Consider the following 21993-nt stretch of genomic DNA (forward strand, 5'->3'; position numbering starts at 1 on the left):
CGGAAGAAAGAAGCACAACACGCAATGACCGTCCGTCCCATAGTCATTCACGGGGAACCCGTCCTGCACCGCCGGGCTGCCGAAGTCGAGGTCTTCGACGATGAACTGCGCACCCTGGTGGCCGACATGTTCGAAACCATGGACGTTTCCAACGGTGTGGGCCTGGCTGCCCCGCAGATCGGCGTTGGGCTGCGCATCTTTACTTTCCATTTCCCGAATGACGACGACGCACCGGACCGCGGCGTCCTGATCAACCCCGTCCTGGTCACGTCCAAGGTCCCCGGATCTGCGCCGGACCCGGATGAGGACACGGAGGGCTGCCTGTCCGTCCCCGGTGAGAACTTTCCGCTGCGGCGGGCCGAATGGGCGCGCATCTCCGGCGTTGATGAGACCGGAAAGCCGGTGCAGTTCGAAGCCACCGACTGGTTCGCGAGGGTCCTCCAGCACGAGTACGACCATCTGGACGGCAAGCTCTATGTTGACCGGCTCAATGACCGGTGGGGGCGCAAGGCACGCAAGGTGCTCAAGGCCAACGGCTGGGGTGTTCCCGGCCTGACCTGGATGCCCGGCGTCGATCCGGATCCTTTCGGCCACTGACACTCGAATACTGCAGCGGGAACAAACAACCGCCACAACAGCCGCTCATAGATAAAAGCAGTGCCCGTCCGGGTCACCGGACGGGCACTGCTTTTATTCGGGCAGAGGTGTTGCTAGGCGGTAACGGCCAGCTCCTCAGCCCGCGGGAACGCCGGCGGGTTCACATGTGCCATCTCTTCCAGGACACGGATGACCTGGCAGCTGTAGCCGTACTCGTTGTCGTACCAGACGTAGAGGATGGCGTTCTTGCCGTTGGAGATGGTGGCCAGGCCGTCAACGATTCCGGCGCGCTTCGAACCGACAAAGTCGGTGGAAACCACTTCGGGCGAATCGATGTAGTCGATCTGCTTGTGCAGTTCGGAGTTCAGCGAGGTCTCCCGGAGGAAGGTGTTCAGCTCTTCCTTGGTGGTCTCGGTCTCGAGGTTCACGTTCAGGATGGCCATCGAGACATCCGGGGTGGGAACGCGGATCGCGTTGCCGCTGAGCTTGCCGGCCAGTTCCGGCAGTGCCTTGGCAACAGCCTTCGCAGCTCCGGTCTCGGTGATGACCATGTTCAGCGCAGCGGAGCGGCCGCGGCGGTCACCCTTGTGGAAGTTGTCGATCAGGTTCTGGTCATTGGTGAAGGAGTGAACCGTCTCGACGTGTCCGTTCACGATGCCGAACTTGTCATTGAGGACCTTCAGCACCGGAGTGATGGCGTTCGTGGTACAGGACGCTGCCGAGAGGATCTTGTCCTCGTCGGTGATGGCCTGGTGGTTGATGCCGTGCACGATGTTCTTCAGGTCGCCCTTGCCCGGAGCGGTGAGCAGTACGCGGGAGACACCCTTGGCGCTCAGGTGCTGAGCCAGTCCCGCTTCATCGCGCCAGCGGCCGGTGTTGTCCACCACAATGGCGTTGTTGATGCCGTAGGAGGTGTAGTCCACGGTTGCCGGGTCGTTGGAGTAGATGACCTGGATCAAAGTTCCGTTGGCCAGGATGGTGTTGTTCTCTTCATCCACGGTGATGGTGCCGGGGAAGGCACCATGGACCGAGTCGCGGCGCAGCAGGCTGGCACGCTTGACCAGATCGTTTTCGGCGCCCTTGCGCACAACGATGGCCCGCAGGCGCAGCCCGTGTCCGCCGCCTTCGTGGTCAATGAGGATGCGGGCCAGCAGGCGGCCGATGCGGCCAAAGCCGTACAGGACCACATCGGTGCTGGTGCGCTCGTCCGCGCCGTGCTTGCCGGCGACGTCCGCCAGCTCCGTGCGGAGGAAGTCCAGGAGCGGGACGCCGTTGCCTTCACGCTGGTACTTGGTATTCATGCGGGCCAGGTCCACGGAAGCTGCGCCAAGTTCGAGTTCGGTCAGGGCGCGCAGGATCGGCAGGGTCTCGGAGACGGGAAGTTCGACGTCGTCGATCTGCCGGGCAAAGCGGTGTGCCTTCAGGATGTCAATGACGGAACGGTTGACCAGCGGGCGGCCGTGAACTGACGTGACAACGCTGTTCTCCCGGTAAAGCCGGCCAATAAGCGGGATCATGGCTTCTGCCATTGCCTCCCTGTCCATCCACGCATCCAGGCAGGTATCGGACTTCTGGCTCACAGATCTTCACATCCTTTGTCTCAGCCGGCACTGCTTTGTGACGGTTGGTATGACCGCCGGAACTCACACCGGCGGCAAGCCCTTGAGGGCCGGGTCTTCGTTGTGGCCGGCGGCAGATACTGCGTGCCGCGGACCACTACTAAGTGTATTAGGCCACAACAGCAGAGCAGGACCAGCCCGGGAGATCTTCATCACAGGCCGGCGGGCGGCTGCGGCGGGTGTCCGGACTTCAGGCACTATGGCAGGCACCTGCTACTTTTCCAGGACGGCTTCGCCGTTTTCCCTGGACCGCGCCTCGTCTGCGTCCAAGTCTTCAGGGGCCGGTGCCGCGGGGCCGGTGCCCCGGCCGCTGTCAGCCGGCGATTCGTGCGCCGGGTCATCCTCGGGCATGGGCGCCAGGTCCTCCAGATGATGCACACCCCTCAGCGGACCGAAGGAGGCAACCACGGGCGCCAGGACAGCTATGACGATTCCCGTCACGATGCCGGCGCGCACGCCGATGGTGGAGGCCAGGATGCCGGCGACCAGGGACGCAACCGCCAGCATCCCCCAGCTCACCATCCGGGTGGCGGAACCCAGCCTGCCCATCATGCCGGACGGGCATACCCGCTGGCGGAAACTCGTGGAAACCACGATGTTCATCGAGATGGCGAGCCCGGTCAGGAACATTCCGAAGAAACCCGGCAGCATGCCCCAGCCGGGTGTCATGAGCAGCAGGGCTGCGTAGCCAATCGCGGCGGGAAACATGGAGTAGCGCCATACGACGCCCGACCCGAACCTGTCCGCCAGCCATTTGACGCTCAGCCCGCCCAGGGTTCCGCCCACCGCGGTAGCGGCCATCAGGAGCCCCAGCCAGGTCCCGGTCTGGCCCAGCGTCCTCACCACCAGCAGGACGATCAGGGACACCACTATGTTGCCGCCGAGGTTCCACAGTGCGGCGACCAGCAGCAGGACGCGCAGCGGCGTTGTGCTGAGCGTATAGCGCAGTCCCGATCCCATTTCACGCCAGATGTGACGCTTCTCGGTTGATGCCGGAAGGGGCTCCTCGACGTTGAGCCGCAGTATCGCCGCGCAGGAGGCAACGGACGCTGCCACCTGGACCAGCAGCGAGTTCGAAGCGCCGACAGCGTGCGTGAGCCAGCCTCCCAGCCCGCGGCCAACGGCGTCGGCCGAAGCTCCGGAACCGGTCATCAAGCCGTTGCCTTCTATCAACTCGTCTTTGGCGACGGCGCGCGGTATCAGAGCAGCCTCGGCCAGGGTGAAATAGACGGCAGCCAGGCCCGCCAGGAACGACACGACAAACAGTTGTGCGGTGCTGAGCACTCCCATCCAGTAAGCAATGGGAAGCGTGGCCAGCAACACCACCCTGGCGATGAGCGAAATGAGGATCACCGGACGCCGCCGGCGCCTGTCCACGATAACTCCGACCGGCAGTCCAAAAAGGAGCCAGGGAAGGAAAACCATTCCCGAAAGGGCAGCAACGGCGAAGTCACTGGCCCCCAGTTCCACGGCGGCGATAACCGGCAGGGCGACCGCGGTCACGGATCCGCCCAGGATTCCCATGGTCGACGAAATCCAGAGGGCCCGGAAGTTCGCGTTGCGAAGCACCAGATGCCGTGATGGCGGAGACGTAGTGACCATCGACACAGAATAGCCGAGGTGGATGCGAGTGCATGACTCGCCGTGCGCTTGAAGAAAAGTGGCCGGAAATGAAGCGGAAAGCCCCTCCGCCTGTTGTTTCCGCTTCCGAACAGGCGTAAACGGCGCATCCGCGGGATCGCCGTCCCGGCACGCCGGGAGAACAAAGAGCGGCAAAGTACCGGCCGAACCAGCTCATGAGGGACGGGCTGGCCGATAAGCCGGGTTTTGTACCTGTCCGCCGTTACCAGCGGACGGGCGGCAATCATCCATCTACGAGTACCGTTGCCGATACCCTCCAGCGGCCTACCCGGATGCTCGGGCGGGCAGCCCTCAAACACATCCTGTCTGGCCTTGCTCCGGGTGGGGTTTACCTAGCTGTCCCGGTCACCCGGGACACTGGTGGTCTCTTACACCACCGTTTCACCCTTACCTGCGCATGAACGCGGGCGGTCTCTTCTCTGTGGCACTGGCCTGCGGGTTTCCCCGAGTGGGCGTTACCCACCACCCTGCCCTGCGGAGCCCGGACTTTCCTCGGCAGGTCCGGCCGAAGCCGTCCTGACGCGATTGCCTGGCCAACCCGTCCCGCGGTCAATGCTACCTGCCCGGGAACGTAGGATTAATCAGTGCTGATCCTGCTGCCGCCCTCGGAGGGCAAGACCCGCCCCGCACAGGGGCCCACGCTGAACCCCGATTTCCTCCGCTTTCCGGAGCTGGCCACGCCCCGGAAGCTCGTGCTCTCGGCCCTGGCCGAGACCAGTGCATCAGCAGATGCCCACAAGATCCTCGGCGCAGGACTCTCGCTGGCCGCCGAGGTCACCCGCAACACGGTGTTGGAGAGCGAGCCCTGCGCCCCGGCGCACCAGGTGTACTCCGGAGTCCTCTACGATGCCCTCGGCTATGCGTCCCTGACGCCGGCACAGCGGGCACGTGCCGACGCCGCCGTCGTTGTTGTTTCTGCCCTGTGGGGCGCCATTGGCTTTGCGGACATGATTCCCGCCTACCGGCTGTCCATGGGAACAAATCTTCCCGGCGTCGGGCGGCTCGCTGCCTTCTGGAAAGCAGCACTCACGGAGCCGCTGAATGAATGCGCTGCCGGCGATCTGGTGGTGGACTGCCGATCCAGCACCTATGCAGCGGCCTGGCAGCCGGATCCTGCGTGCAGCGCAGCAGTCAACGTCTTCCAGGTGCGGGGCGGGGAGCGCAAGGTCGTATCCCACTTCGCCAAGCACACACGCGGGGAACTCGCACGGCATCTGCTCACCAGGACAGGCGCAGAGCCGTCCACCGTTGACGAACTGCAGCACGCCGCAGCCGAAAAGTGGGAAGCAGAGCTCGTTCCGGCAAAGGGACGAAAACCGCATCAGCTCAACCTCATCCTGCCCGAAGACCACTAGTCCCGCGGCACGGTCGGATCAGGGAAGGTCTGCTACGAGCTCAACTTCGAAACCGTCAGCGTTTTCGAGGTAGGCAGCGTAGTGATCCGCTCCCCCGGCATGCGGATGCTTATCTCCGAAGAGCAGGCTCCAGCCGTGGCTTGCGGCGCGCCGGGCCAGAAGGTCGACGTCGGCAGGAGATCCCGCTCCGAACGCCAGGTGGTTCACCCCTGGCCTGCGCCGTTCGTGGTCCGCCGGAAGGACGTCGGGCCCTGCCTCAATCACGATGTAGCCCGCAGCGCCCTGCCAGCGCGCCCCGGTGGCCCACCGGTCCCGCAGCACGAAGCCCAGGCGCTCCAGCAGCCAGCCCAGGCTCTCTTCCGCCCGGGGCAGGTCCCGCACCCAGATCTCGGTGTGGTGGATGCGGCCAGTAGGGGCGCTATCCGCGGCGCTGGCTGCTTCCTTGGCAGAAGAACCCTCACTCTCCACGGCCGTCGGCGAGCCTGCGGGCGTCGCTGTGCGGGTTGATTCCCGCTGCTTCCACGGCACGCCGGCAATTCCGGCGTCCATGGCTTCGTTGGACAGGCGGTCCGCGTCCTTGTTGATCTCCCGCGGGATCCACTGGTACTTCACGCGGCGGGGGTCCACTGTGGCCCTGGCTTTGGCCGCTAGCCGCTGCATGTCCTCGTGTTTGATCTTCCAGCGCCCGCTCATCTGTTCAACGACGAGCTTGGAGTCCATCTTGGCCAGGATCCAGGCCTCGGGGTCGACCTCATGGGCCAGCTCCAGTGCAGCAATCAGGCCGGAGTACTCCGCGACATTGTTGGAAACGATGCCCAGGTATTCTGCCTTCTCCATGAGGATCTCCCCGGTATCCGGATCACGGACCAGGGCCCCGTACCCGGCGTGGCCCGGATTTCCGCGCGAACCGCCGTCCGCTTCGACGATGAGGGTCCGGCGGGCGGGAGCAGCTGAAGAATGGACAGGCGTGTCCGACGGGTCAAACAGGGTCACGGAACTAGCTGCCCCACTCCGAGGAGCGCACCAGGATGCAGCCGGAATCCGGGCAGAACACGATGTCGTCTGCTGCTGCCTTGCGGATATCTGCAAGGTCGCCCGGGCTCAGCTGCATGCCGGATCCCTCCGAAGTTCCGTGGAACAGCCGGGCAGCGCCAATCCCGTGCCGGGAAAGGGTGCGTTCGTAGACCGCCAGGAGGTCGGGCGCAAAACGTCCGGCAAGCTCGGTGCGCTGGCGCATGATTTCGGCGCGCTCGGCTTCAATCTCCGCAAGTTCTGTATCCCGCCGGCCCTCAAGGTCAGTGAGTTCCGTCTCGGCTGCCGCAGCCTCGGTGCGGCGCTCGGCTTCTACGGCCTTGACCGCTTCGAGGCGCTCCATCACCTCAAGCTCGGTGTCTTCCAGGTCCGAACGCCGGCGGCTCAGTGATTCGATCTCGCTCTGCAGCGCCGTGAGTTCCTTGGAACCGCCGTGGCCGCTGTCAAGGTGCTTCTGGTCGCGTTCCAGGCGCGCGACGACGGATGCAACGTCCGCTTCGGCTCGCGCGAGCTCGCGCTCAATGTCCGCGCTCTGCGTGGCGGCGGCTCCGAGTGCGGTGCGTGCCGCGGCGGCTTTCCCGGCCAGGGCCGTGAGGTCCGGGTTCTCGCGCACGCTGCGGGCGCGGGAGTCCAGCTGCTTCATCCTGCTGTCCAATGCCTGCAGGTCCAGCAGCCGCAGCTGCTCCGCCGATGATGCTTTTGCCACCAAATACCTCCACTTGATCCGCTTGCCTGTCTGGTGCGGCCCTCCTAGCCTATGCCACTGGGACCGCGCCTGTTCAGCCGGGGGTCAGCACAAAGTCCCACGGATCGGTATTGCGGCTGCTGACCCGGATTTCCACGGTGAATCCCTGGTCCGTCAGCACGTTCTCCAGCGCCTGGGCCGCCGGGGTCAGCCAGAGCCACTCGCTGCCGAAGTGCGAGACATCAATGAGGTAGGGACGGCCGTTCACGGCCGCTTCCCTCGCCTCTGAGGCGGGATGGTGCCGCAGGTCAGCGGTGACGTAGACATCCGCATGCTGGGCGCGGACGGCGTCGAACAGGCTGTCGCCTGCACCGCCGCACACAGCAACCCGGCGGACAAGTCCCTGCGGGTCCCCCGCCACCCGCACTCCACCGGCGACAGCCGGCATGATGCTGAAAACCAGTTCGGCGAAGTTTCCCAGCGTCGTGACCTCCGCGAGGTTGCCTACCCGCCCGATGCCTTCCTCGGGAAGTCCGTTGACGGCCGGAACCAACGGGACGGTGTCGTGCAGGCCAAAAGCATCTGCCAGGACATCGGAGACTCCCCCGACGGCGCTGTCGCCGTTGGTGTGGGCAGTCACCAGGGCGCAGCCGCCTTCAATCAGCCGGTGCACGGCGTCGCCCTTGAATCCGGTACCCGCCACCGAGTGGACGGGCTTAAGCAGCAGCGGGTGGTGCGTCAGCAGGAGGTCCGCACCCCACTCGAGTGCTTCGTCGATCACTTCATGCGTGGGATCGACGGCGAGCAGGATCCGCGTGACCGCGCGGGAGGGCCGTCCCGTAACCATCCCGACGGCATCCCAGTCCTCGGCAAGTGACTCGGGCCAGAGCTCTTCGACGGCCAGCAGGACATCGCCAACGGTGGGTTGGGAGAGGGTTTCCGCATCCGGAGTGGCCGGGGTGCCCGGAGTTTCCTGGGGAGTGTCCGGCAGGTCGGCGCCGGTGGCGTCATTGTCGCCGTTGCGTGGGGTTTCCATAGATATAAGTTCTACCCCACGGCACCCCTTTGCGGGCACACCGCAAACCCGGGAATCTTTGACAGCGCAGCCGCCTTGTACATGAGCATGAAGACCTATGTTCTTGGCGGAGGCTGCTTCTGGTGCCTCGACGCCATCTATCAGAAAACACGCGGCGTGCAGAGCGTGGTGTCCGGCTACACCGGCGGGTTTACCGCCCACCCGGACTACGACAGTGTTTGTTCTGGGATCACCGGGCACGCAGAGGTCGTGGCTGTGACATTCGATGAAAACATCATCCCCGCCGAGGTCATCCTGGATATGTTCTTCATCTCGCACGATCCGACGACGCTTAACCGGCAGGGATACGACGTCGGCACGCAGTACCGGTCCTCGATGTTCTACCGGACAGACCAGGAGCGCGAAGAGATGGAGAAAGCGGTCCAGCGGGCCCAGGCGCTGTGGAGTGACCCTATTGTCACGGTGATCACCCCGCTGCCCACATTCCACCGGGCTGAGGAGTACCACCAGGACTTTTACGCCAAGCATCCCGAACAGGGCTACTGCCAGGTGATCATCAACCCGAAGCTGGCGAAGGCCAGGAAATATTACGCCGAATGGCTTGACAACTAATCCTGTGAATGACCGGCGATAGGCTTGAGGAAACTGCCTTCACGCCGGCCCACAGGCCAACGAACAGAGGAAAATCCACATGGCACGAATTTACGACGACGTCACCCAGCTGGTAGGCGGCACGCCCCTGGTCCGCCTCAACCGGCTCACCGAAGGCCTGCCCGGCGACGTGGCGGTAAAGCTGGAGTTCTACAACCCCGCCAACTCGGTCAAGGACCGCATCGGCGTCGCCATTGTCGACGCGGCTGAAAAGGCCGGGGCCCTCCGCCCGGGAGGAACCATCGTCGAGGGCACGTCCGGCAACACCGGAATCGCCCTGGCCATGGTCGGCGCCGCCCGCGGCTACAAGGTCATCCTGACCATGCCCGAAACGATGTCCACGGAACGCCGGGTCATGCTGCGCGCCTTCGGCGCCGAAATCGTCCTGACTCCGGGTGCTGACGGCATGCGCGGCGCCGTCGAGAAGGCCAAGGAAATCGTGGCCACCACGGAGAACTCCATCTGGGCCCAGCAGTTCGCCAACCAGGCCAATGTGGAAATCCACCGCACCACCACTGCCGAGGAGATCTGGGAAGACACCGACGGGAAGGTGGACATCTTCGTTGCCGGCGTCGGCACCGGCGGCACCGTCACGGGCGTCGGCCAGGTCCTGAAGAAGCGCAAGCCCGGCGTCCAGATCGTCGCCGTTGAGCCCAAGGATTCCGCGATCCTCAACGGCGGTTCCCCGGGGCCGCACAAGATCCAGGGTATTGGCGCCAACTTCGTCCCCGAGATCCTGGACACCGAGATCTACGACGAGGTGTTTGACGCGTCCATCGAGGACTCCGTCGCCACGGCACGGGCACTGGGTACGCAGGAAGGCATCCTCGGCGGCATCTCCTCCGGTGCGATCGTCTGGGCCGCACTGGAACTGGCCAAGCGCCCCGAAAACGCCGGTAAGCTGATCGTGGCCGTTGTCTGCGACTTCGGAGAACGTTACATTTCCACGGTTCTCTACGACGACATCCGCGGCTAGCCAGCCCCGCCTGCGACGGCGGAGAACTACCAAGCAGAAAGTTCCACGTGCCTCTCCTGTCACGCCTGCGCGAAGACCTCGACGCCGCCGCGTCCCACGACCCGGCGGCCCGGGGTTCCTTCGAGAACCTCGTCGTCTACTCCGGCCTGCACGCCATCTGGGTGCACCGCCTGACGCACCGGATGTGGTCTAAGCCGGCGCTGCGCTTCCCGGCACGGGTCCTGTCCCAGGCCGCACGGTTCGCCACGGGAATCGAAATCCATCCCGGGGCAACCATTGGACGGCGGTTCTTCATCGACCACGGCATGGGCGTCGTGATCGGTGAAACAGCGGAGATTGGCGACGACGTCATGCTCTACCACGGCGTGACCCTGGGCGGCCGCTCACTGGCGAAGGTCAAGCGCCATCCCACCCTCTGCAACGGCGTCGTCGTGGGCGCCGGGGCGAAGATCCTGGGGCCGGTCACCATCGGGGCCAACAGCGCCGTGGGAGCGAACGCCGTCGTCGTCAAGGACGCTCCGGCCGATTCGATCATTACCGGCATCCCCGCGACCTGGCGGCACCGTGACCCCAAGATGAACCAGCCCGCCGTGGATCCGGCGGAGTACGTGGATCCCGCGATCTACATTTAGCAGCGCAAAGCAGAAGGCCGGCCGCACCCGATTGGGAGCGGCCGGCCTTCTGCTGTTCCGGGAACTAGTGGGTGTCCACGGCTTCGATTTCGGAGTGGTCACCGCTCCACAGCGTGTGGAAGGTGCCTTCGGCGTCGACCCGGCTGTAGGTGTGCGCGCCGAAGAGATCGCGCAGGCCCTGGGTCAGCGCGGCCGGAAGGCGCTTGCGGCGCAGGCCGTCGTAGTAGGCCAGCGAGGAGGAGAAGACCGGAACCGGGATCCCCAGCTGCACAGCCACGGAGACCACACGGCGCCAGGCCGGCAGCGCCTGGGCAATGGACTCGGCGAAGGCCGGGGCCAGCAGCAGGTTGGCCGGAGCCTTTCCGTCCGCGTAGGCCTTCATGATGTCATCGAGCAGTTCGGCACGGATGATGCAGCCGGCACGCCACAGCGAGGCAATCTCATCCAGCTTCAGATCCCAGCCGTAGGTCTTGGCAGCGCCGGTGAGCATGTCCAGGCCCTGGGCGTAGCTGACGAGCTTGGACGCGTACAGCGCCTGCCGCACGTCCTCCACAAAGGTATCCGGCAGCTCGACGCCGATTTCCTCACCGGCCAGGATGCCCTGGGCTTCCTCGCGCTGGCCGCGCTGGGAAGAAAGGGCGCGGGCGAAGACGGATTCGGCGATCGCCGAGACCGGGGAGCCCAGGTCCAGGCCCGAGACAACGGTCCAGCGGCCGGTGCCCTTCTGGCCGGCGGAATCCACGACGACGTCAACAAACGGCTTGCCGGTCTTCGGGTCGGTGTGGGCCAGGACTTCGGCCGTGATCTCGATGAGGAAGGAGCTCAGCTGGCCCCGGTTCCACTCGGTGAAGATCTGTGCCTGCTCAGCCGGTTCAATTCCGGCAGCGGAGCGCAGCAGGTCGTAGGCCTCGCCGATGACCTGCATGTCGGCGTATTCAATGCCGTTGTGAACCATCTTCACGAAGTGCCCGGCGCCGTCGGTGCCGACCCAGGTGCAGCACGGCTCGCCGTTGTACTTGGCGGAAATCTTCTCCAGCATCGGGCCGAGCGAGTCGTAGGACTCGCGGGAGCCGCCGGGCATGATGGACGGACCCAGGAGTGCACCTTCTTCACCGCCGGAAACCCCGACGCCAACGAAGTGCAGGTCCTTTTCGGCCAGTGCGGCCTCACGGCGGCGGGTGTCTTCGTAGTGGGAGTTCCCGGCGTCAATGACGATGTCGCCCGGCTCCAGGAGCGGCACCAGCTGGTCGATGACCGAATCCACGGGCGCTCCGGCCTTCACCATGATCAGGACGCGGCGCGGTTTTTCGAGGGAATCCACCAGCTCCTGCAGGGTCTCCGTGCGGACGAAGTCGCCTTCGTCCCCGTGGGCGTTCAGCAGGGCGTCCGTTTTTTCCACCGACCGGTTGTGCAGGGCCACCGTGTAGCCGTTGCGGGCCAGGTTGCGGGCGAGATTCGCCCCCATGACAGCCAGGCCGGTTACACCGATTTGTGCGCTCAAGTTCACTCCAAGGATTCTTCAGGTGCCGGGAACCAGCACGGTGTCGGCGCAGCAGTGGCGCCGTCTTCAGCCTTTAGCCTATTCTCCCGGAGGCCGCCCCCGCCACACGGCTGCTTGCCGCGGCCTGCACGCGGAGGTCAGGATCCGGCGGCGGCCGGAACCCGCCCCGAGCGGACGGCTGCTGAGAAGGCCTCATAGTCCCGCTCGTTTTGGTCGGCGTACCGGTCGCAGAAATCCGCAACGGATTCGTCGAAAACGTCCCCCTTGCCCAGGTAGGCTGCGATCGCGATGGGGTCCCCGGACCTGGCGTGCGCCCTGGCGAGGGTCCAGCCGCACGCACGGGCATAGAAACCCATCCCCATCGGCCGCATGCCTTCGATGACCGCGGAGCCTTTCATGTCCCGCAGCTGGCGCCAATACAGGTATCGGTTTTCCTGAACGCCTTTGGTCCAGCCCAGGAAAATATCGCTCGCGGCCTGCATCCTGCGCTGGCCCTGGACCACCCGCGCACCGGGATGGCGGTAGGCGCTGCGGGGCAGGTGGTCTTCCAGGACGGACCGCGTTGCTTCCTTGACCTGCAGGAACAGCGGGTCTGCGGAGTCGCGGCCTTGGAGGAGAACGATAAAGGCCCTTGTGCCGACGCTTCCAACACCCACGACCTTGCGGGCTACGTCGAGCATTTCGAAGCGCTCAAGGAGCTGGCGCCTGTCATGCTGCAGGTTCTGGCGGTAGGAATGCAGCTGGTCCCTCATGTCGTTCGCCATCTCTTCCGCGGACGTGCCGAACACTGCCTCCAGTTCCCGGACCGGGATGATGATCGGAGGCTGGCTGACAATCCGGTACGTGCCGTCCACACGTTCGGCAAGCTTGGACAGCGCCTGCAGGCTGTCCCGCGAGCGTGCTTTCCGAACTGCCTTCGCCACTTTCTCTCCCGCCAGTTTTGCCGCCCTTTTCTCTGCTTTGCCCTTGCTGGACTCGGCCACGAGCTGGATCGCTGCGAGCAGGTCCTGGTCCGACTGCCGTGCATACCAGATGTCCAACGTGCCCATCTGCGCGAAGCTGCGCATCGCTTCGCGGTATGACCGGATCGCTGCGAGGGACACACCGCGCGCATCCTCCCGGCTGAACATGTTGTGCCTGGCCGCAATGGTGAAACTCGCTGCCATCCGCAGAACGTCGTACTCGAACGGCCCGGGGAGGGTTTCGTCGAAGTCGTTGAGATCAAAGACCAGGGTCCGCTCAGGGGAGGCAAACACGCCGAAATTGGACAGGTGGGCATCACCGCAGAGCTGGACATCCAGCCCCGCCCGCGCGGTGTCCTTGAGATCCGCGGCCATGATCTTCGCCGCCCCGCGGTAGAACGTCAACGGCGAGGCCAGCATCCTGGCGTGCCTCACCGGTACCAGGTCCGGTTCACGGGTCAGGTTCTGCTCTTCGATGAGCGCCACCGGGTCCGGCCGCCCGGGTGACGGGACCCAGTCCCGGTGTACGGCGCGGGGTGTGGCTTGCCGGCGCTGCCTGCCCCCTGCGGCGCGCTCCGGAATGCTCTGGTGCCTGGTTGTCCTGCCCATAATCGGGGCCTTTCAATGCGGCTTGCTGCGCTGCCAGGGCTCCTGTGCACCGCAGCCGACCAGATCAGGATATCCGCCCGCTTCCGCCGTGGGCAGGTTTCCCGCATTCTTGGAAGCAAAGCGGTTCGACCTTGTCCACGTTGCCGGGACAGTGACCGGTACGGCAGGTCCGGAACGGCGCGGGGGCACGGGAGGGAAAGCCCAGGATTGTGCTGCTCATCGGAACCATCGTCCTGGCTCTTTTCACTACCTTGTCCCCGACGCTACGCGGAGTCCCGCAGCTCCCAGCGGTTCACTATCGAAGCGGCGCCTTCGAGGACGGCGATACCGTCCTCGAGAGTCTCTGTACCTGCGGTCAGGACCACCAGGCTGTATTCGGCGCCGTCTCCGAGAACAAACCCGGAGCTGCCCACATTCCAGGACAGCAGGTCATCCTGCAGCCAGCCGTTTTTCAGGCCCACTTCTGCCACGGAACTGAGGGTTCCGGCGCTGATCCCCCATGACTGCTCCGGCACTACGCTCTCCAGCAGCGTCACCGCATACTCATGCAGCTGGGGATCGATCCAGTCCACGCCCCGGGCCACAGCCGTCGCAATCCGCAACTGGTCCTCCGCGGTGGTCTCGTTCGTACCCCAGATTTCCGTTGCCACGGTCTCCGAGATGCCGAGCCGGTCATACGTTGCCTGCAGTTCAGGAGCTCCGCCAACCAGTGCGTAGAGCTGGTCAGTTGCCGTGTTGTCACTCCGGCGGATCATCTCCTCCGCCAGTGCGCGCTCCCCGGCCGATAGCTCCCTGCCCTCCTCAGTTGCCTGCCTCAGCAGGGTGAGGAGGATGGGCACCTTCACCAGGCTGGCTTCGAGATAGCGTCCCGACGGGTTGTAGGTCCAGGCCTGGCCGGTGTCGTGCTCGTACAGTGCAACCGAGAAGTCAATGCTGGTTTCGGCGTTGTACCGGTCCAATTCGGTCATCAGCTGCGTCTCGGGACGCGCAGTGGGCGACGGCGTCGCAGCTTGCTGAGGGACCGCGGCCTCTCCTTGGTCCGGTACGGGCGTGCAGCCGGCAACCGCGGAGACCAGCGTTCCCGCGGCCAGCAGCGATGCCAGGAGGGATTTGAAAAAGGTGGTGCGCAACGGTGGTCTTTCACATCGAACATGGGAATGGCCGCCTTAGTTGGCAGCCTGTTCCGTCTTACCACCAAAACCTCAAAGTCTGGTGTGTGCCGGCTGCCACCTTGGCGGGGCATTCGGCGGGTGTGCTCCGGGGGTCACCCTGCCTCCGCACGGGACGAAAAAACCCGCCTTCGGTTATTACCGAGGCGGGTTTTGTCCGTGGGTCCTACCGGGATCGAACCGATGACATCCACGGTGTAAACGTGGCGCTCTACCAGCTGAGCTAAAGACCCGACGTGACCCGTTATGCCAGCTGGGATATCCCGGCCAGCGCCGCATCACGAGGAATTACATTACCGGACAGGCGTCCTAAACGCCTAATCGGGCTGCGCTCCGGCGTCGTGCTGTGTCCTGCCGGGCTCGGGCAGGGAGCGGGCCAGATACTGCAGTGCTGTGCCCACCCCCATGTCGATCTTCAGGTCCGCCAGATCATCCCCCCGGGTCTGCCCGCGGTTAATGATCACCACCGGCTTTCCCTCTTTCGCGGCGTGGCGGACAAAACGCAGTCCGCTCATCACGGTCAGTGAGGAGCCCGCCACGAGCAGGGCACCGGCGTCATCCACGGCCGCGTAAGCGAGCCGGACGCGTTCCTTGGGAACGTTCTCGCCAAAGTAGACGAAGTCGGGCTTCAGCATGCCGTCGCAGACCGGGCAGTCCGCGACCGTAAAGCCTTCCGTGTCCGCGATCTCGGCATCGGCGTCGGGTGCTGTGTCCCACTCGGCACCGACCTGCTCCAGGTATCCCGGATTCAGCTTTTCCAGCAGCCGCGCGATCCCTTCGCGCGTGTAGACGGACCCGCAGGAGAGGCAGAGGACACGGTCATACCTGCCGTGGAGGTCGACGACCCGGATGCTGCCCGCATCGCTGTGGAGCCGGTCCACATTCTGCGTGATCACGCCCGTCAGCAGCCCGCGTTCCTCCAGATGGACCACGGCCTCATGCCCTGCGTTGGGCACGGCGTGCCGCAGGTGGTGCCATCCGACGTGGTTGCGTGCCCAGTATCGCTGCCGCATGACGGGATCGCCCACAAATTGCTGATACGTCATGGGATTGCGCGGCGGCGCGTCCGGTCCGCGGTAATCCGGAATCCCGGAGTCAGTGCTGAGGCCCGCCCCGGTCAGCAGTGCCATGCGGCGCCCCGCGAGAAGTTCGACGGCGGCATCCAGCTGCGCCCGCTCGGCATCCGTGGGATCCGTGGAAGCATCGGCCGGATCCCGGGTTACGAACCCGGTCAGGCCGGTTCCGGCGGGGCCGAAGGGTTTGCGCGCCAGGGGCATGTCAGCTACGGCCAGCCGTTGAGAGTTCCAGGAGCGCCTCCCGGTATGCTGCCTGGTCGCGGGGTTCACCCATCGCGGAGCTCAGGACCGTGCGGATGACGCCGTCGGCTCCGATGACAAAGCTGGACCTCGTGGCTAACCCGCGGTTTTCGTCAAACACACCGTAGCGCCGCGCGACGGCACCGTGGGGCCAGAAATCCGAAAGCAGGTCAAACTCCCAGCCCTGCTCCGCGGCCCAGGCCCGCAGCGAGTATTTTGCGTCGCTGGAGACTGCCAGCAGTGAAGCCCCGGCAGCATCGAACTCCGGCTGCAGGGATGCCAGTTCCGCCAGCTCTCCGGAACATACCCGTGAGAAAGCAAAGGGATAGAAAACCAGGACCACCGGTTTTCCTGCCAACCGCTCCAGGCTCACCGGCTCCCCATACTGGTTCGGGAGCTCGAAGCCGGGGGCGGGCTCCCCGGGATTGGGACCGGTTGCAGCCGGCATGCGCCGCTACTTCTTCCTGCGGCTCACCAGGCGGGTGGCTGCCCAGTCCTGACACACACCCGGGGAGGTGGTGACGTGCAGGCCCGCAGTGGGAGCTGCTTCCTCAATGTCGGCCGGGGGAACATAGCCGTTCCGGCCGGACTTGGGGGTGAGGACCCAGACGACGCCGCCGTCGTCCAGCGTGGTCAGCGAATCGACCAGTGCGTCTACCAAATCACCGTCATCGGCGCGCCACCACAAGATCACACCGTCGACGACGTCATGATCATCCTCCGTCAGGAGTTCGCCGCCGATGAGGTCCTCAAGATCCTCCCGGAGATCGAAGTCAACGTCGTCGTCGTAGCCGAATTCCTGAATCAGGTCGCCGTCTTTGAAACCCATTCTTTCCGCCACATTGCTCTCTGTGGCGGCATCGGCCTCGCTCACTTCACTCCTCCTGGTTGACTGCATAAATACAAGGGAATCACATCTTGGGGCGAACTGCCCGTTCCTGATCACAAGGGAACACCTTTTGGGGGCAAGCTTCAAGGGGTTTTGCGCCCTGCGGCCGCGCCCCGGACGTGATGCCCAAGGGTCCCTTGCCCCGCAGGCACGAGGTTCGCCGCGGACCCTACGAAAGAATTGGCCACCGGTCTACAGTGGCCTAAAGGGCTCCGGGGCCGCGCACGCCGCCCATGGGACCAAAGCACCCAGCCGCCCGGCAGACAGGGCCGGGAATCATCAGCGCAGCGTCAGACCAATGTCCAGTCACCATCTGTGCATAGGAGAATTTCGTGGCCGCAGAAGACAAAACGGACATCCTCAGCGGGCTTACGGGCCAGCTGCCGGACAAGGATCCGGAAGAAACCGCCGAATGGATCGAATCGCTGGACGATCTGATCCGGACCGAAGGCACCGAACGGGCGCAGTTCATCATGCGTTCCCTGCTCCAGCGCGCGGGGGCCCACTCCGTGGGTGTGCCCATGGTCACCACCACGGACTACGTCAACACGATCCCGGTGGACCAGGAACCGGAGTTCCCGGGAGACGAAGAGATCGAGCGCCGGTTCAGGGCATGGATGCGCTGGAACGCGGCCGTAATGGTCCACCGTGCCCAGCGCCCCGGCATTGGCGTCGGCGGCCACATCTCGACCTTCGCCGGAGCTGCAACCCTCTATGAAGTGGGCATGAACCATTTCTTCCGCGGCAAGGACTTCCCGGGCCGGGGCGACCAGGTCTACTTCCAGGGCCATGCGGCACCGGGAATGTACGCCCGGGCGTACCTGGAGGGCAGGCTCACCGAAGAGGACCTTGACGGCTTCCGGCAGGAAAAATCCCGGGAAGGCCATGCACTGTCCTCCTACCCGCATCCGCGTTCCATGCCGGATTTCTGGGAGTTCCCCACCGTGTCCATGGGAATCGGGCCAATGAACGCCATCTTCCAGGCGCAGCTAAACCGCTACATGGATAACCGCGGCATGAAGGACACCTCCAACCAGCACGTCTGGGCGTTCCTGGGCGACGGCGAAATGGACGAACCCGAATCCCGCGGGCTGCTGCACGTCGCGGCCAACGACGAGCTCGACAACCTGACCTTCGTCGTCAACTGCAACCTGCAGCGCCTCGACGGTCCGGTGCGCGGCAACGGCAAGATCATGCAGGAGCTGGAAGCCTTCTTCCGCGGCGCAGGATGGAACGTCATCAAAGTCGTGTGGGGCAGGGAGTGGGATCCGCTGCTGGAAGCGGATGAAGACGGCGCGCTGGTGGACATCATGAACTCCACGCCCGACGGCGACTACCAGACCTACAAGGGCGAGTCCGGCGGATTCGTCCGGGACCACTTCTTCGGCAAGAGTCCCCAGACCAAGGCCATGGTCTCAGGACTTTCCGACGATGACATCTGGAACCTGAAGCGGGGCGGGCACGACTACCGGAAGGTCTACGCCGCATACAAAGCGGCAGTCGAATTCAAGGGCAAGCCGACTGTTGTCCTGGCCCACACGGTGAAGGGTTACGGGCTGGGTCCGCATTTCGAGGCCCGGAACGCCACTCACCAGATGAAGAAGCTGACGCTGGATGACCTGAAGCTGTTCCGGGACTACCTGCGGATTCCCATCACCGACGAACAGCTCGAGGCGGATCCCTACCGTCCTCCGTATTACAACCCGGGTCCGCAGGCGCCTGAGATCCGGTACATGCTGGACCGGCGCCGGGAGCTGGGCGGGTTCCTGCCGGAGCGCCGCTCGGACTTCAAACCCATCCACCTGCCCGGCGAAAAGTCCTACGAAGTAGCGAACCGGGGCTCGGGCAAACAGCTGGCTGCGAGCACCATGGCCTTTGTGCGGCTGCTCAAGGACCTGATGCGGGACAAGGAGTTCGGCACCCGGATTGTGCCGATCATCCCGGATGAGGCCCGCACCTTCGGCATGGACTCCTTCTTCCCGACGGCGAAGATCTACAACCCCCAGGGGCAGAACTACCTGTCTGTGGACCGGGACCTCGTCCTGGCCTACAAGGAGTCCCCGCAGGGCCAGATCGTGCACATGGGCATCAACGAAGCCGGCTCCATTGCCGCCTTCACCGCTGCCGGGACGGCCTATGCGACCCAGGGCGTTCCCCTGATCCCGGTCTATGTGTTCTATTCGATGTTCGGGTTCCAGCGGACCGGGGACTTCATCTGGGCAGCTGCTGACCAGATGGCGCGGGGCTTCATGATCTCGGCCACCGCGGGCCGGACGACGCTGACGGGTGAGGGTTTGCAGCATGCCGACGGGCATTCCCCTATCCTGGCCTCCACCAATCCCGCGGTGCGGACCTACGATCCTGCCTACGGCTACGAGATCGGGCACATTGTCCGCCACGGACTGGAGCAGATGTACGGCCCGGACTCGGAGGACCCGAACGTCATCTTCAACATCATGGCCTACAACGAGCCGATCCAGCAGCCCAAGGCGCCGGAGGACCTTGACGTGGAAGGCGTCATCAAAGGCATCTACCTGCTCTCCCCCGCGAGCATTGACGGACCCAGGACACAGCTGCTGGCGTCCGGCGTCGCGGTTCCCTGGGCATTGGAAGCCCAGCGCCTCCTCGCAGACGACTGGAACGTTTCGGCGGATGTCTGGTCAGTGACCTCCTGGAACGAGCTGCGCCGTGACGGACTGGCAGCGGAAGAGCATTCCTTCCTGCACCCGGATGCCGAAGCACGGGTCCCCTTCGTAACGCAGCAAATGGCCGGAGCCACGGGGCCGATCGTTGCCTCGAGTGACTACATGAAGGCGCTTCCGGACCAGATCCGGCAGTTCCTGCCGAACGAGTTTGCGTCCCTGGGTGCCGACGGCTTCGGCTTCGCGGATACCCGTGCGGCAGCCCGCCGGTTCTTCAAGATCGACAGCCATTCCATGGTGGTCCGGTCACTGGAAATGCTGGCGCGGCGCAAAGAGGTAGATGCCTCGGCGCCGCAGGAGGCCATCTCGAAGTACCATCTGCTGGATGTCACGAAGGGATCCAGCGGCAACGCGGGCGGCGACGCCTAAGCCGGCATCCGCGCTGTGACAGGGCGCTAGGCCAGGCGGCCCCGCCGCCGCGGATGCTACAGGTCAGGCCGGCTACAGGTCTGTCTCGGCAACCAGGTCGATGTGGGCCTGCATTGCGGCCGCAGCCGCTGGCGGATCACCGGCGGTGATCGCGTCCGCTATGGCGGGGTGGGAGGCCGGGGAGGCTTCAGGACGCCCCGGCTGGCCCAGCGACGCGAGCCGGGTCTCGCGGACCTGCTCGGCGATGAACGTCATCATGGCCCCGCTTCGCTCCGGGAAGCCCGCCGGGGCATGCGCCTGGCTGAAGAGCTGGACCTGCCCCTGCTGACGATCATCGACACCGCCGGGGCAGCGTTGTCCCGGGAAGCCGAGGAGGGCGGGCTGGCCGGTGAAATTGCCCGGAGCCTCAATGACCTGGTGGGCCTGGACTGCCCTACTGTTTCGGTGCTGCTGGGACAGGGGGCCCGGCGGCGGCGTGCTGGCGCTGCTTCCCGCTGACCGCACGATCGCGGCGCAGCATGCGTGGCTCTCCTCGCTGCCGCCGGAAGGAGCCAGCGCCATCGTCCACCGCGATACCAGCCACGGCGCGCAGATGGCCGAGGAACAGGGCGTCACGGTTGGGGCCCTGGCTGCTCACGGAATCGTGGACCACGTTGTGGAGGAACGGCCCGACGCCTCCGCCGAGGCACCGGCGTTCTGCCGGCGGATGGCCAAGGCCGTGGAGTATGAACTTGCAACTCGGCGTTCCGTCCCCGGGGCGGAAAGCACTTGCTGGACGTGCTGAGAGGTTCCGCCGCCTGGGATCGGCCCTGTGAACGCCGGCATACGGACCTGCCGGCGGGGACCTTCCGAAAACCTCCCCGCCTCCTGTCCACAGTTGTAGCCTTCTCACAAAATGGAGGTTGCGGGCCCAAGGCCGTAAGCTTCAAAGATGCCAGCAACCCCACCGGTGACCAAGGCGACAACTCCGCCCGAAGCAGGCGGCGCAGACCCGCTGGTCCTTGAGCGCCTCAAAGCGAATATCGGCAAGCTCTCCACAGCCACACTGAAGCAATTGGACGTTTCCCTTCCGTGGTACCGCGGGCTTCGTCCGGATGAGCGTTCGGCGCTGGGTATGGTGGCACAAAAAGGCATCGCCTCATTCGTCAACTGGTACGAACGCCCGGCCTCGCCGGCCTGGGTGCTCAGCGATGTTTTCGGCACCGCACCCACCGAGCTGACCCGTGCCATCAGCCTGCAGAAAGCCCTTTCCCTCATCCGGGTCGTAGTCCAGGTTGTCGAGGACCGGGTCCCGGAGCTCGCTGCCGGTTCGGTGCAGGGCCCGCTGCGTGAAGCCGTTCTCCGGTATTCCCGCGAGGTCGCTTTCGCAGCCGCTGACGTTTATGCCCGCGCAGCAGAGACCCGCGGCGCCTGGGATACCAGGCTGGAGGCGCTTGTGGTCGACGCCATCCTGCGCGGGGAGAGTTCGGACGCGCTGCGGTCAAGGATCGCTGCGGTGGGCTGGACCTCGGCAGCGCCCGTGACCGTTATCGTTGGCAGTCCCCCGGCCGACCCCAACCCGACCTTCGTGAATGAGATGCGCAGGGTTGCCGGAAGGCTCGCCGAAGACACCCTTGTGGGCATCCAGGGCGACCGCCTCATCCTGGTCCTGGGCGGACTCTCCGACAAGGCCGGCGCCCTCTCCCGGCTTGCGGACCTGTTCGGGCCGGGCCCGGTCGTTTACGGCCCGGCGGCGGAGTCACTCGTGGAGGCCGGGCCATCGGCCCAGGCGGCGTTTGCCAGCCTGAGCGCTGCCCGTGCCTGGCCTGCTGCTCCACGTCCAGTGGCAGCCGACGACCTGTGGCCCGAACGCGTGATGTCCGGCGATGACTCTGCCCGGAAAGCCCTGATACGCAACATCTACCGTCCGCTGCTGGCCGCCTCCAACGGCTTGGCTGACACCCTTTCGGCGTATCTCTCCCTGGGGCACTCCCTTGAAGCCACGGCGCGGGAACTCTTTGTCCACGCCAATACCGTCCGGTACCGGCTCAGGCGCGTCTGCGACATCACCGGATGGGACCCCATGCTGCCCCGGGAGGCCTTCGTGCTGCAGACAGCCCTGGTGGTCGGGCGCCTCGCACCCGCCGGAAAAACAGCCGCGGAACGGCCGGCAGCCCGCTCCTGACCCCCCTTGCCAGCAGGGACTTCGCTTGTAGACTTCCTACAACACGCCCCAGACAGCTTGGTTCACCTAAACACCCGGCAAATCGCAC

General features: G+C 65.0%; 21 protein-coding genes, 1 tRNA gene and 1 other RNA gene. 9 read left to right on the forward strand and 14 right to left on the reverse strand.

What is annotated here, in order from left to right:
• Window positions 1–24 precede the first annotated feature (24 nt).
• Window positions 25–597, forward strand: coding sequence for a peptide deformylase (locus tag NF551_RS10075; protein WP_227895561.1), 573 nt, complete (start codon window positions 25–27; stop codon window positions 595–597).
• Between the two features lie 113 nt (window positions 598–710).
• Here NF551_RS10075 and NF551_RS10080 read toward each other — a convergent pair whose 3' ends face one another.
• The 3 genes from NF551_RS10080 to rnpB form a co-directional block, all read right to left on the reverse strand.
• On the reverse strand, window positions 711–2177 hold the full coding sequence (locus tag NF551_RS10080; protein ID WP_227895560.1) for a glyceraldehyde-3-phosphate dehydrogenase: 1467 nt from the start codon (window positions 2175–2177) through the stop codon (window positions 711–713).
• Window positions 2178–2429: 252 nt separating this feature from the next.
• A complete protein-coding gene (locus NF551_RS10085; protein WP_227895559.1) occupies window positions 2430–3818 on the reverse strand; it encodes an MFS transporter in 1389 nt (462 codons plus the stop codon).
• A 198-nt stretch (window positions 3819–4016) separates the two neighbouring features.
• An RNA gene (gene rnpB / locus NF551_RS10090) (RNase P RNA component class A) lies at window positions 4017–4398 on the reverse strand.
• Between the two features lie 43 nt (window positions 4399–4441).
• On the opposite strand from rnpB, the gene NF551_RS10095 reads away from it, so the two are divergent.
• Complete coding sequence (locus tag NF551_RS10095; RefSeq protein WP_227895558.1) at window positions 4442–5212, forward strand: YaaA family protein; 771 nt, start codon at window positions 4442–4444, stop codon at window positions 5210–5212.
• Window positions 5213–5230: 18 nt separating this feature from the next.
• Here NF551_RS10095 and NF551_RS10100 read toward each other — a convergent pair whose 3' ends face one another.
• From NF551_RS10100 to NF551_RS10110, 3 genes are all read right to left on the reverse strand, one after another.
• Window positions 5231–6205 carry a reverse transcriptase-like protein gene (locus NF551_RS10100; RefSeq protein WP_227895557.1) on the reverse strand — a complete coding sequence of 325 codons (975 nt, stop codon included), beginning with the start codon at window positions 6203–6205 and terminating at the stop codon, window positions 5231–5233.
• A 4-nt stretch (window positions 6206–6209) separates the two neighbouring features.
• The gene (locus NF551_RS10105; protein ID WP_227895556.1) at window positions 6210–6950 is read right to left on the reverse strand and encodes a zinc ribbon domain-containing protein; all 741 of its coding nucleotides are present in this window, start codon (window positions 6948–6950) and stop codon (window positions 6210–6212) included.
• Between the two features lie 73 nt (window positions 6951–7023).
• A complete protein-coding gene (locus tag NF551_RS10110; protein WP_227895555.1) occupies window positions 7024–7965 on the reverse strand; it encodes a Nif3-like dinuclear metal center hexameric protein in 942 nt (313 codons plus the stop codon).
• 87 nt (window positions 7966–8052) lie between these two features.
• Here NF551_RS10110 and msrA point away from each other — a divergent pair, with 87 nt between their 5' ends.
• The 3 genes from msrA to epsC all read left to right on the forward strand — a co-directional run bounded on the left by msrA (window position 8053) and on the right by epsC (window position 10224).
• Window positions 8053–8577: a peptide-methionine (S)-S-oxide reductase MsrA gene (msrA, locus tag NF551_RS10115; RefSeq protein ID WP_227895554.1), complete on the forward strand. Its 525-nt coding sequence runs from the start codon at window positions 8053–8055 to the stop codon at window positions 8575–8577.
• 79 nt (window positions 8578–8656) lie between these two features.
• Window positions 8657–9592, forward strand: a complete 936-nt coding sequence (cysK, locus tag NF551_RS10120) for a cysteine synthase A (RefSeq protein ID WP_227895553.1) — start codon at window positions 8657–8659, stop codon at window positions 9590–9592.
• A 47-nt stretch (window positions 9593–9639) separates the two neighbouring features.
• Window positions 9640–10224, forward strand: a complete 585-nt coding sequence (gene epsC / locus NF551_RS10125) for a serine O-acetyltransferase EpsC (protein ID WP_227895552.1) — start codon at window positions 9640–9642, stop codon at window positions 10222–10224.
• 64 nt (window positions 10225–10288) lie between these two features.
• Here epsC and gndA read toward each other — a convergent pair whose 3' ends face one another.
• The 7 genes from gndA to NF551_RS10160 form a co-directional block, all read right to left on the reverse strand.
• Window positions 10289–11725 carry an NADP-dependent phosphogluconate dehydrogenase gene (gene gndA, locus NF551_RS10130; RefSeq protein WP_227895551.1) on the reverse strand — a complete coding sequence of 479 codons (1437 nt, stop codon included), beginning with the start codon at window positions 11723–11725 and terminating at the stop codon, window positions 10289–10291.
• A 137-nt stretch (window positions 11726–11862) separates the two neighbouring features.
• A complete protein-coding gene (locus tag NF551_RS10135) occupies window positions 11863–13296 on the reverse strand; it encodes a DUF2252 domain-containing protein (RefSeq protein ID WP_227895550.1) in 1434 nt (477 codons plus the stop codon).
• A 263-nt stretch (window positions 13297–13559) separates the two neighbouring features.
• Window positions 13560–14426, reverse strand: a complete 867-nt coding sequence (locus NF551_RS10140; RefSeq protein ID WP_227895549.1) for a serine hydrolase — start codon at window positions 14424–14426, stop codon at window positions 13560–13562.
• A gap of 199 nt (window positions 14427–14625) precedes the next feature.
• Window positions 14626–14698 (reverse strand) — tRNA-Val (locus tag NF551_RS10145).
• An 84-nt stretch (window positions 14699–14782) separates the two neighbouring features.
• The gene (locus NF551_RS10150; RefSeq protein WP_227895548.1) at window positions 14783–15742 is read right to left on the reverse strand and encodes an NAD-dependent protein deacetylase; all 960 of its coding nucleotides are present in this window, start codon (window positions 15740–15742) and stop codon (window positions 14783–14785) included.
• Window position 15743: 1 nt separating this feature from the next.
• Complete coding sequence (locus tag NF551_RS10155) at window positions 15744–16229, reverse strand: peroxiredoxin (RefSeq protein WP_227895547.1); 486 nt, start codon at window positions 16227–16229, stop codon at window positions 15744–15746.
• A gap of 6 nt (window positions 16230–16235) precedes the next feature.
• On the reverse strand, window positions 16236–16655 hold the full coding sequence (locus NF551_RS10160) for a DUF3052 domain-containing protein (protein WP_227895546.1): 420 nt from the start codon (window positions 16653–16655) through the stop codon (window positions 16236–16238).
• 347 nt (window positions 16656–17002) lie between these two features.
• On the opposite strand from NF551_RS10160, the gene aceE reads away from it, so the two are divergent.
• A complete protein-coding gene (aceE, locus tag NF551_RS10165; RefSeq protein WP_227895545.1) occupies window positions 17003–19741 on the forward strand; it encodes a pyruvate dehydrogenase (acetyl-transferring), homodimeric type in 2739 nt (912 codons plus the stop codon).
• A 72-nt stretch (window positions 19742–19813) separates the two neighbouring features.
• On the opposite strand, the gene NF551_RS10170 is transcribed toward aceE, so the two are convergent.
• Window positions 19814–19999, reverse strand: coding sequence for an FCD domain-containing protein (locus NF551_RS10170; protein WP_229971555.1), 186 nt, complete (start codon window positions 19997–19999; stop codon window positions 19814–19816).
• Window positions 20000–20032: 33 nt separating this feature from the next.
• Between NF551_RS10170 and NF551_RS19040 the strand changes: the two genes are divergently transcribed.
• The 3 genes from NF551_RS19040 (at window position 20033) to NF551_RS10180 (ending at window position 21905) form a co-directional block, all read left to right on the forward strand.
• Window positions 20033–20239, forward strand: coding sequence for a carboxyl transferase domain-containing protein (locus NF551_RS19040; protein ID WP_423721594.1), 207 nt, complete (start codon window positions 20033–20035; stop codon window positions 20237–20239).
• Complete coding sequence (locus NF551_RS19045) at window positions 20217–20525, forward strand: hypothetical protein (protein ID WP_423721592.1); 309 nt, start codon at window positions 20217–20219, stop codon at window positions 20523–20525. Before NF551_RS19040 ends, NF551_RS19045 begins: the two co-directional genes overlap by 23 nt.
• 147 nt (window positions 20526–20672) lie before the next feature.
• Window positions 20673–21905: a PucR family transcriptional regulator gene (locus NF551_RS10180; protein ID WP_227895544.1), complete on the forward strand. Its 1233-nt coding sequence runs from the start codon at window positions 20673–20675 to the stop codon at window positions 21903–21905.
• The last annotated feature ends 88 nt before the right edge of the window (window positions 21906–21993 follow it).

The organism is Arthrobacter caoxuetaonis, from assembly GCF_023921125.1.
GTDB classification, from domain to species: Bacteria; Actinomycetota; Actinomycetes; order Actinomycetales; family Micrococcaceae; genus Arthrobacter_B; species Arthrobacter_B caoxuetaonis.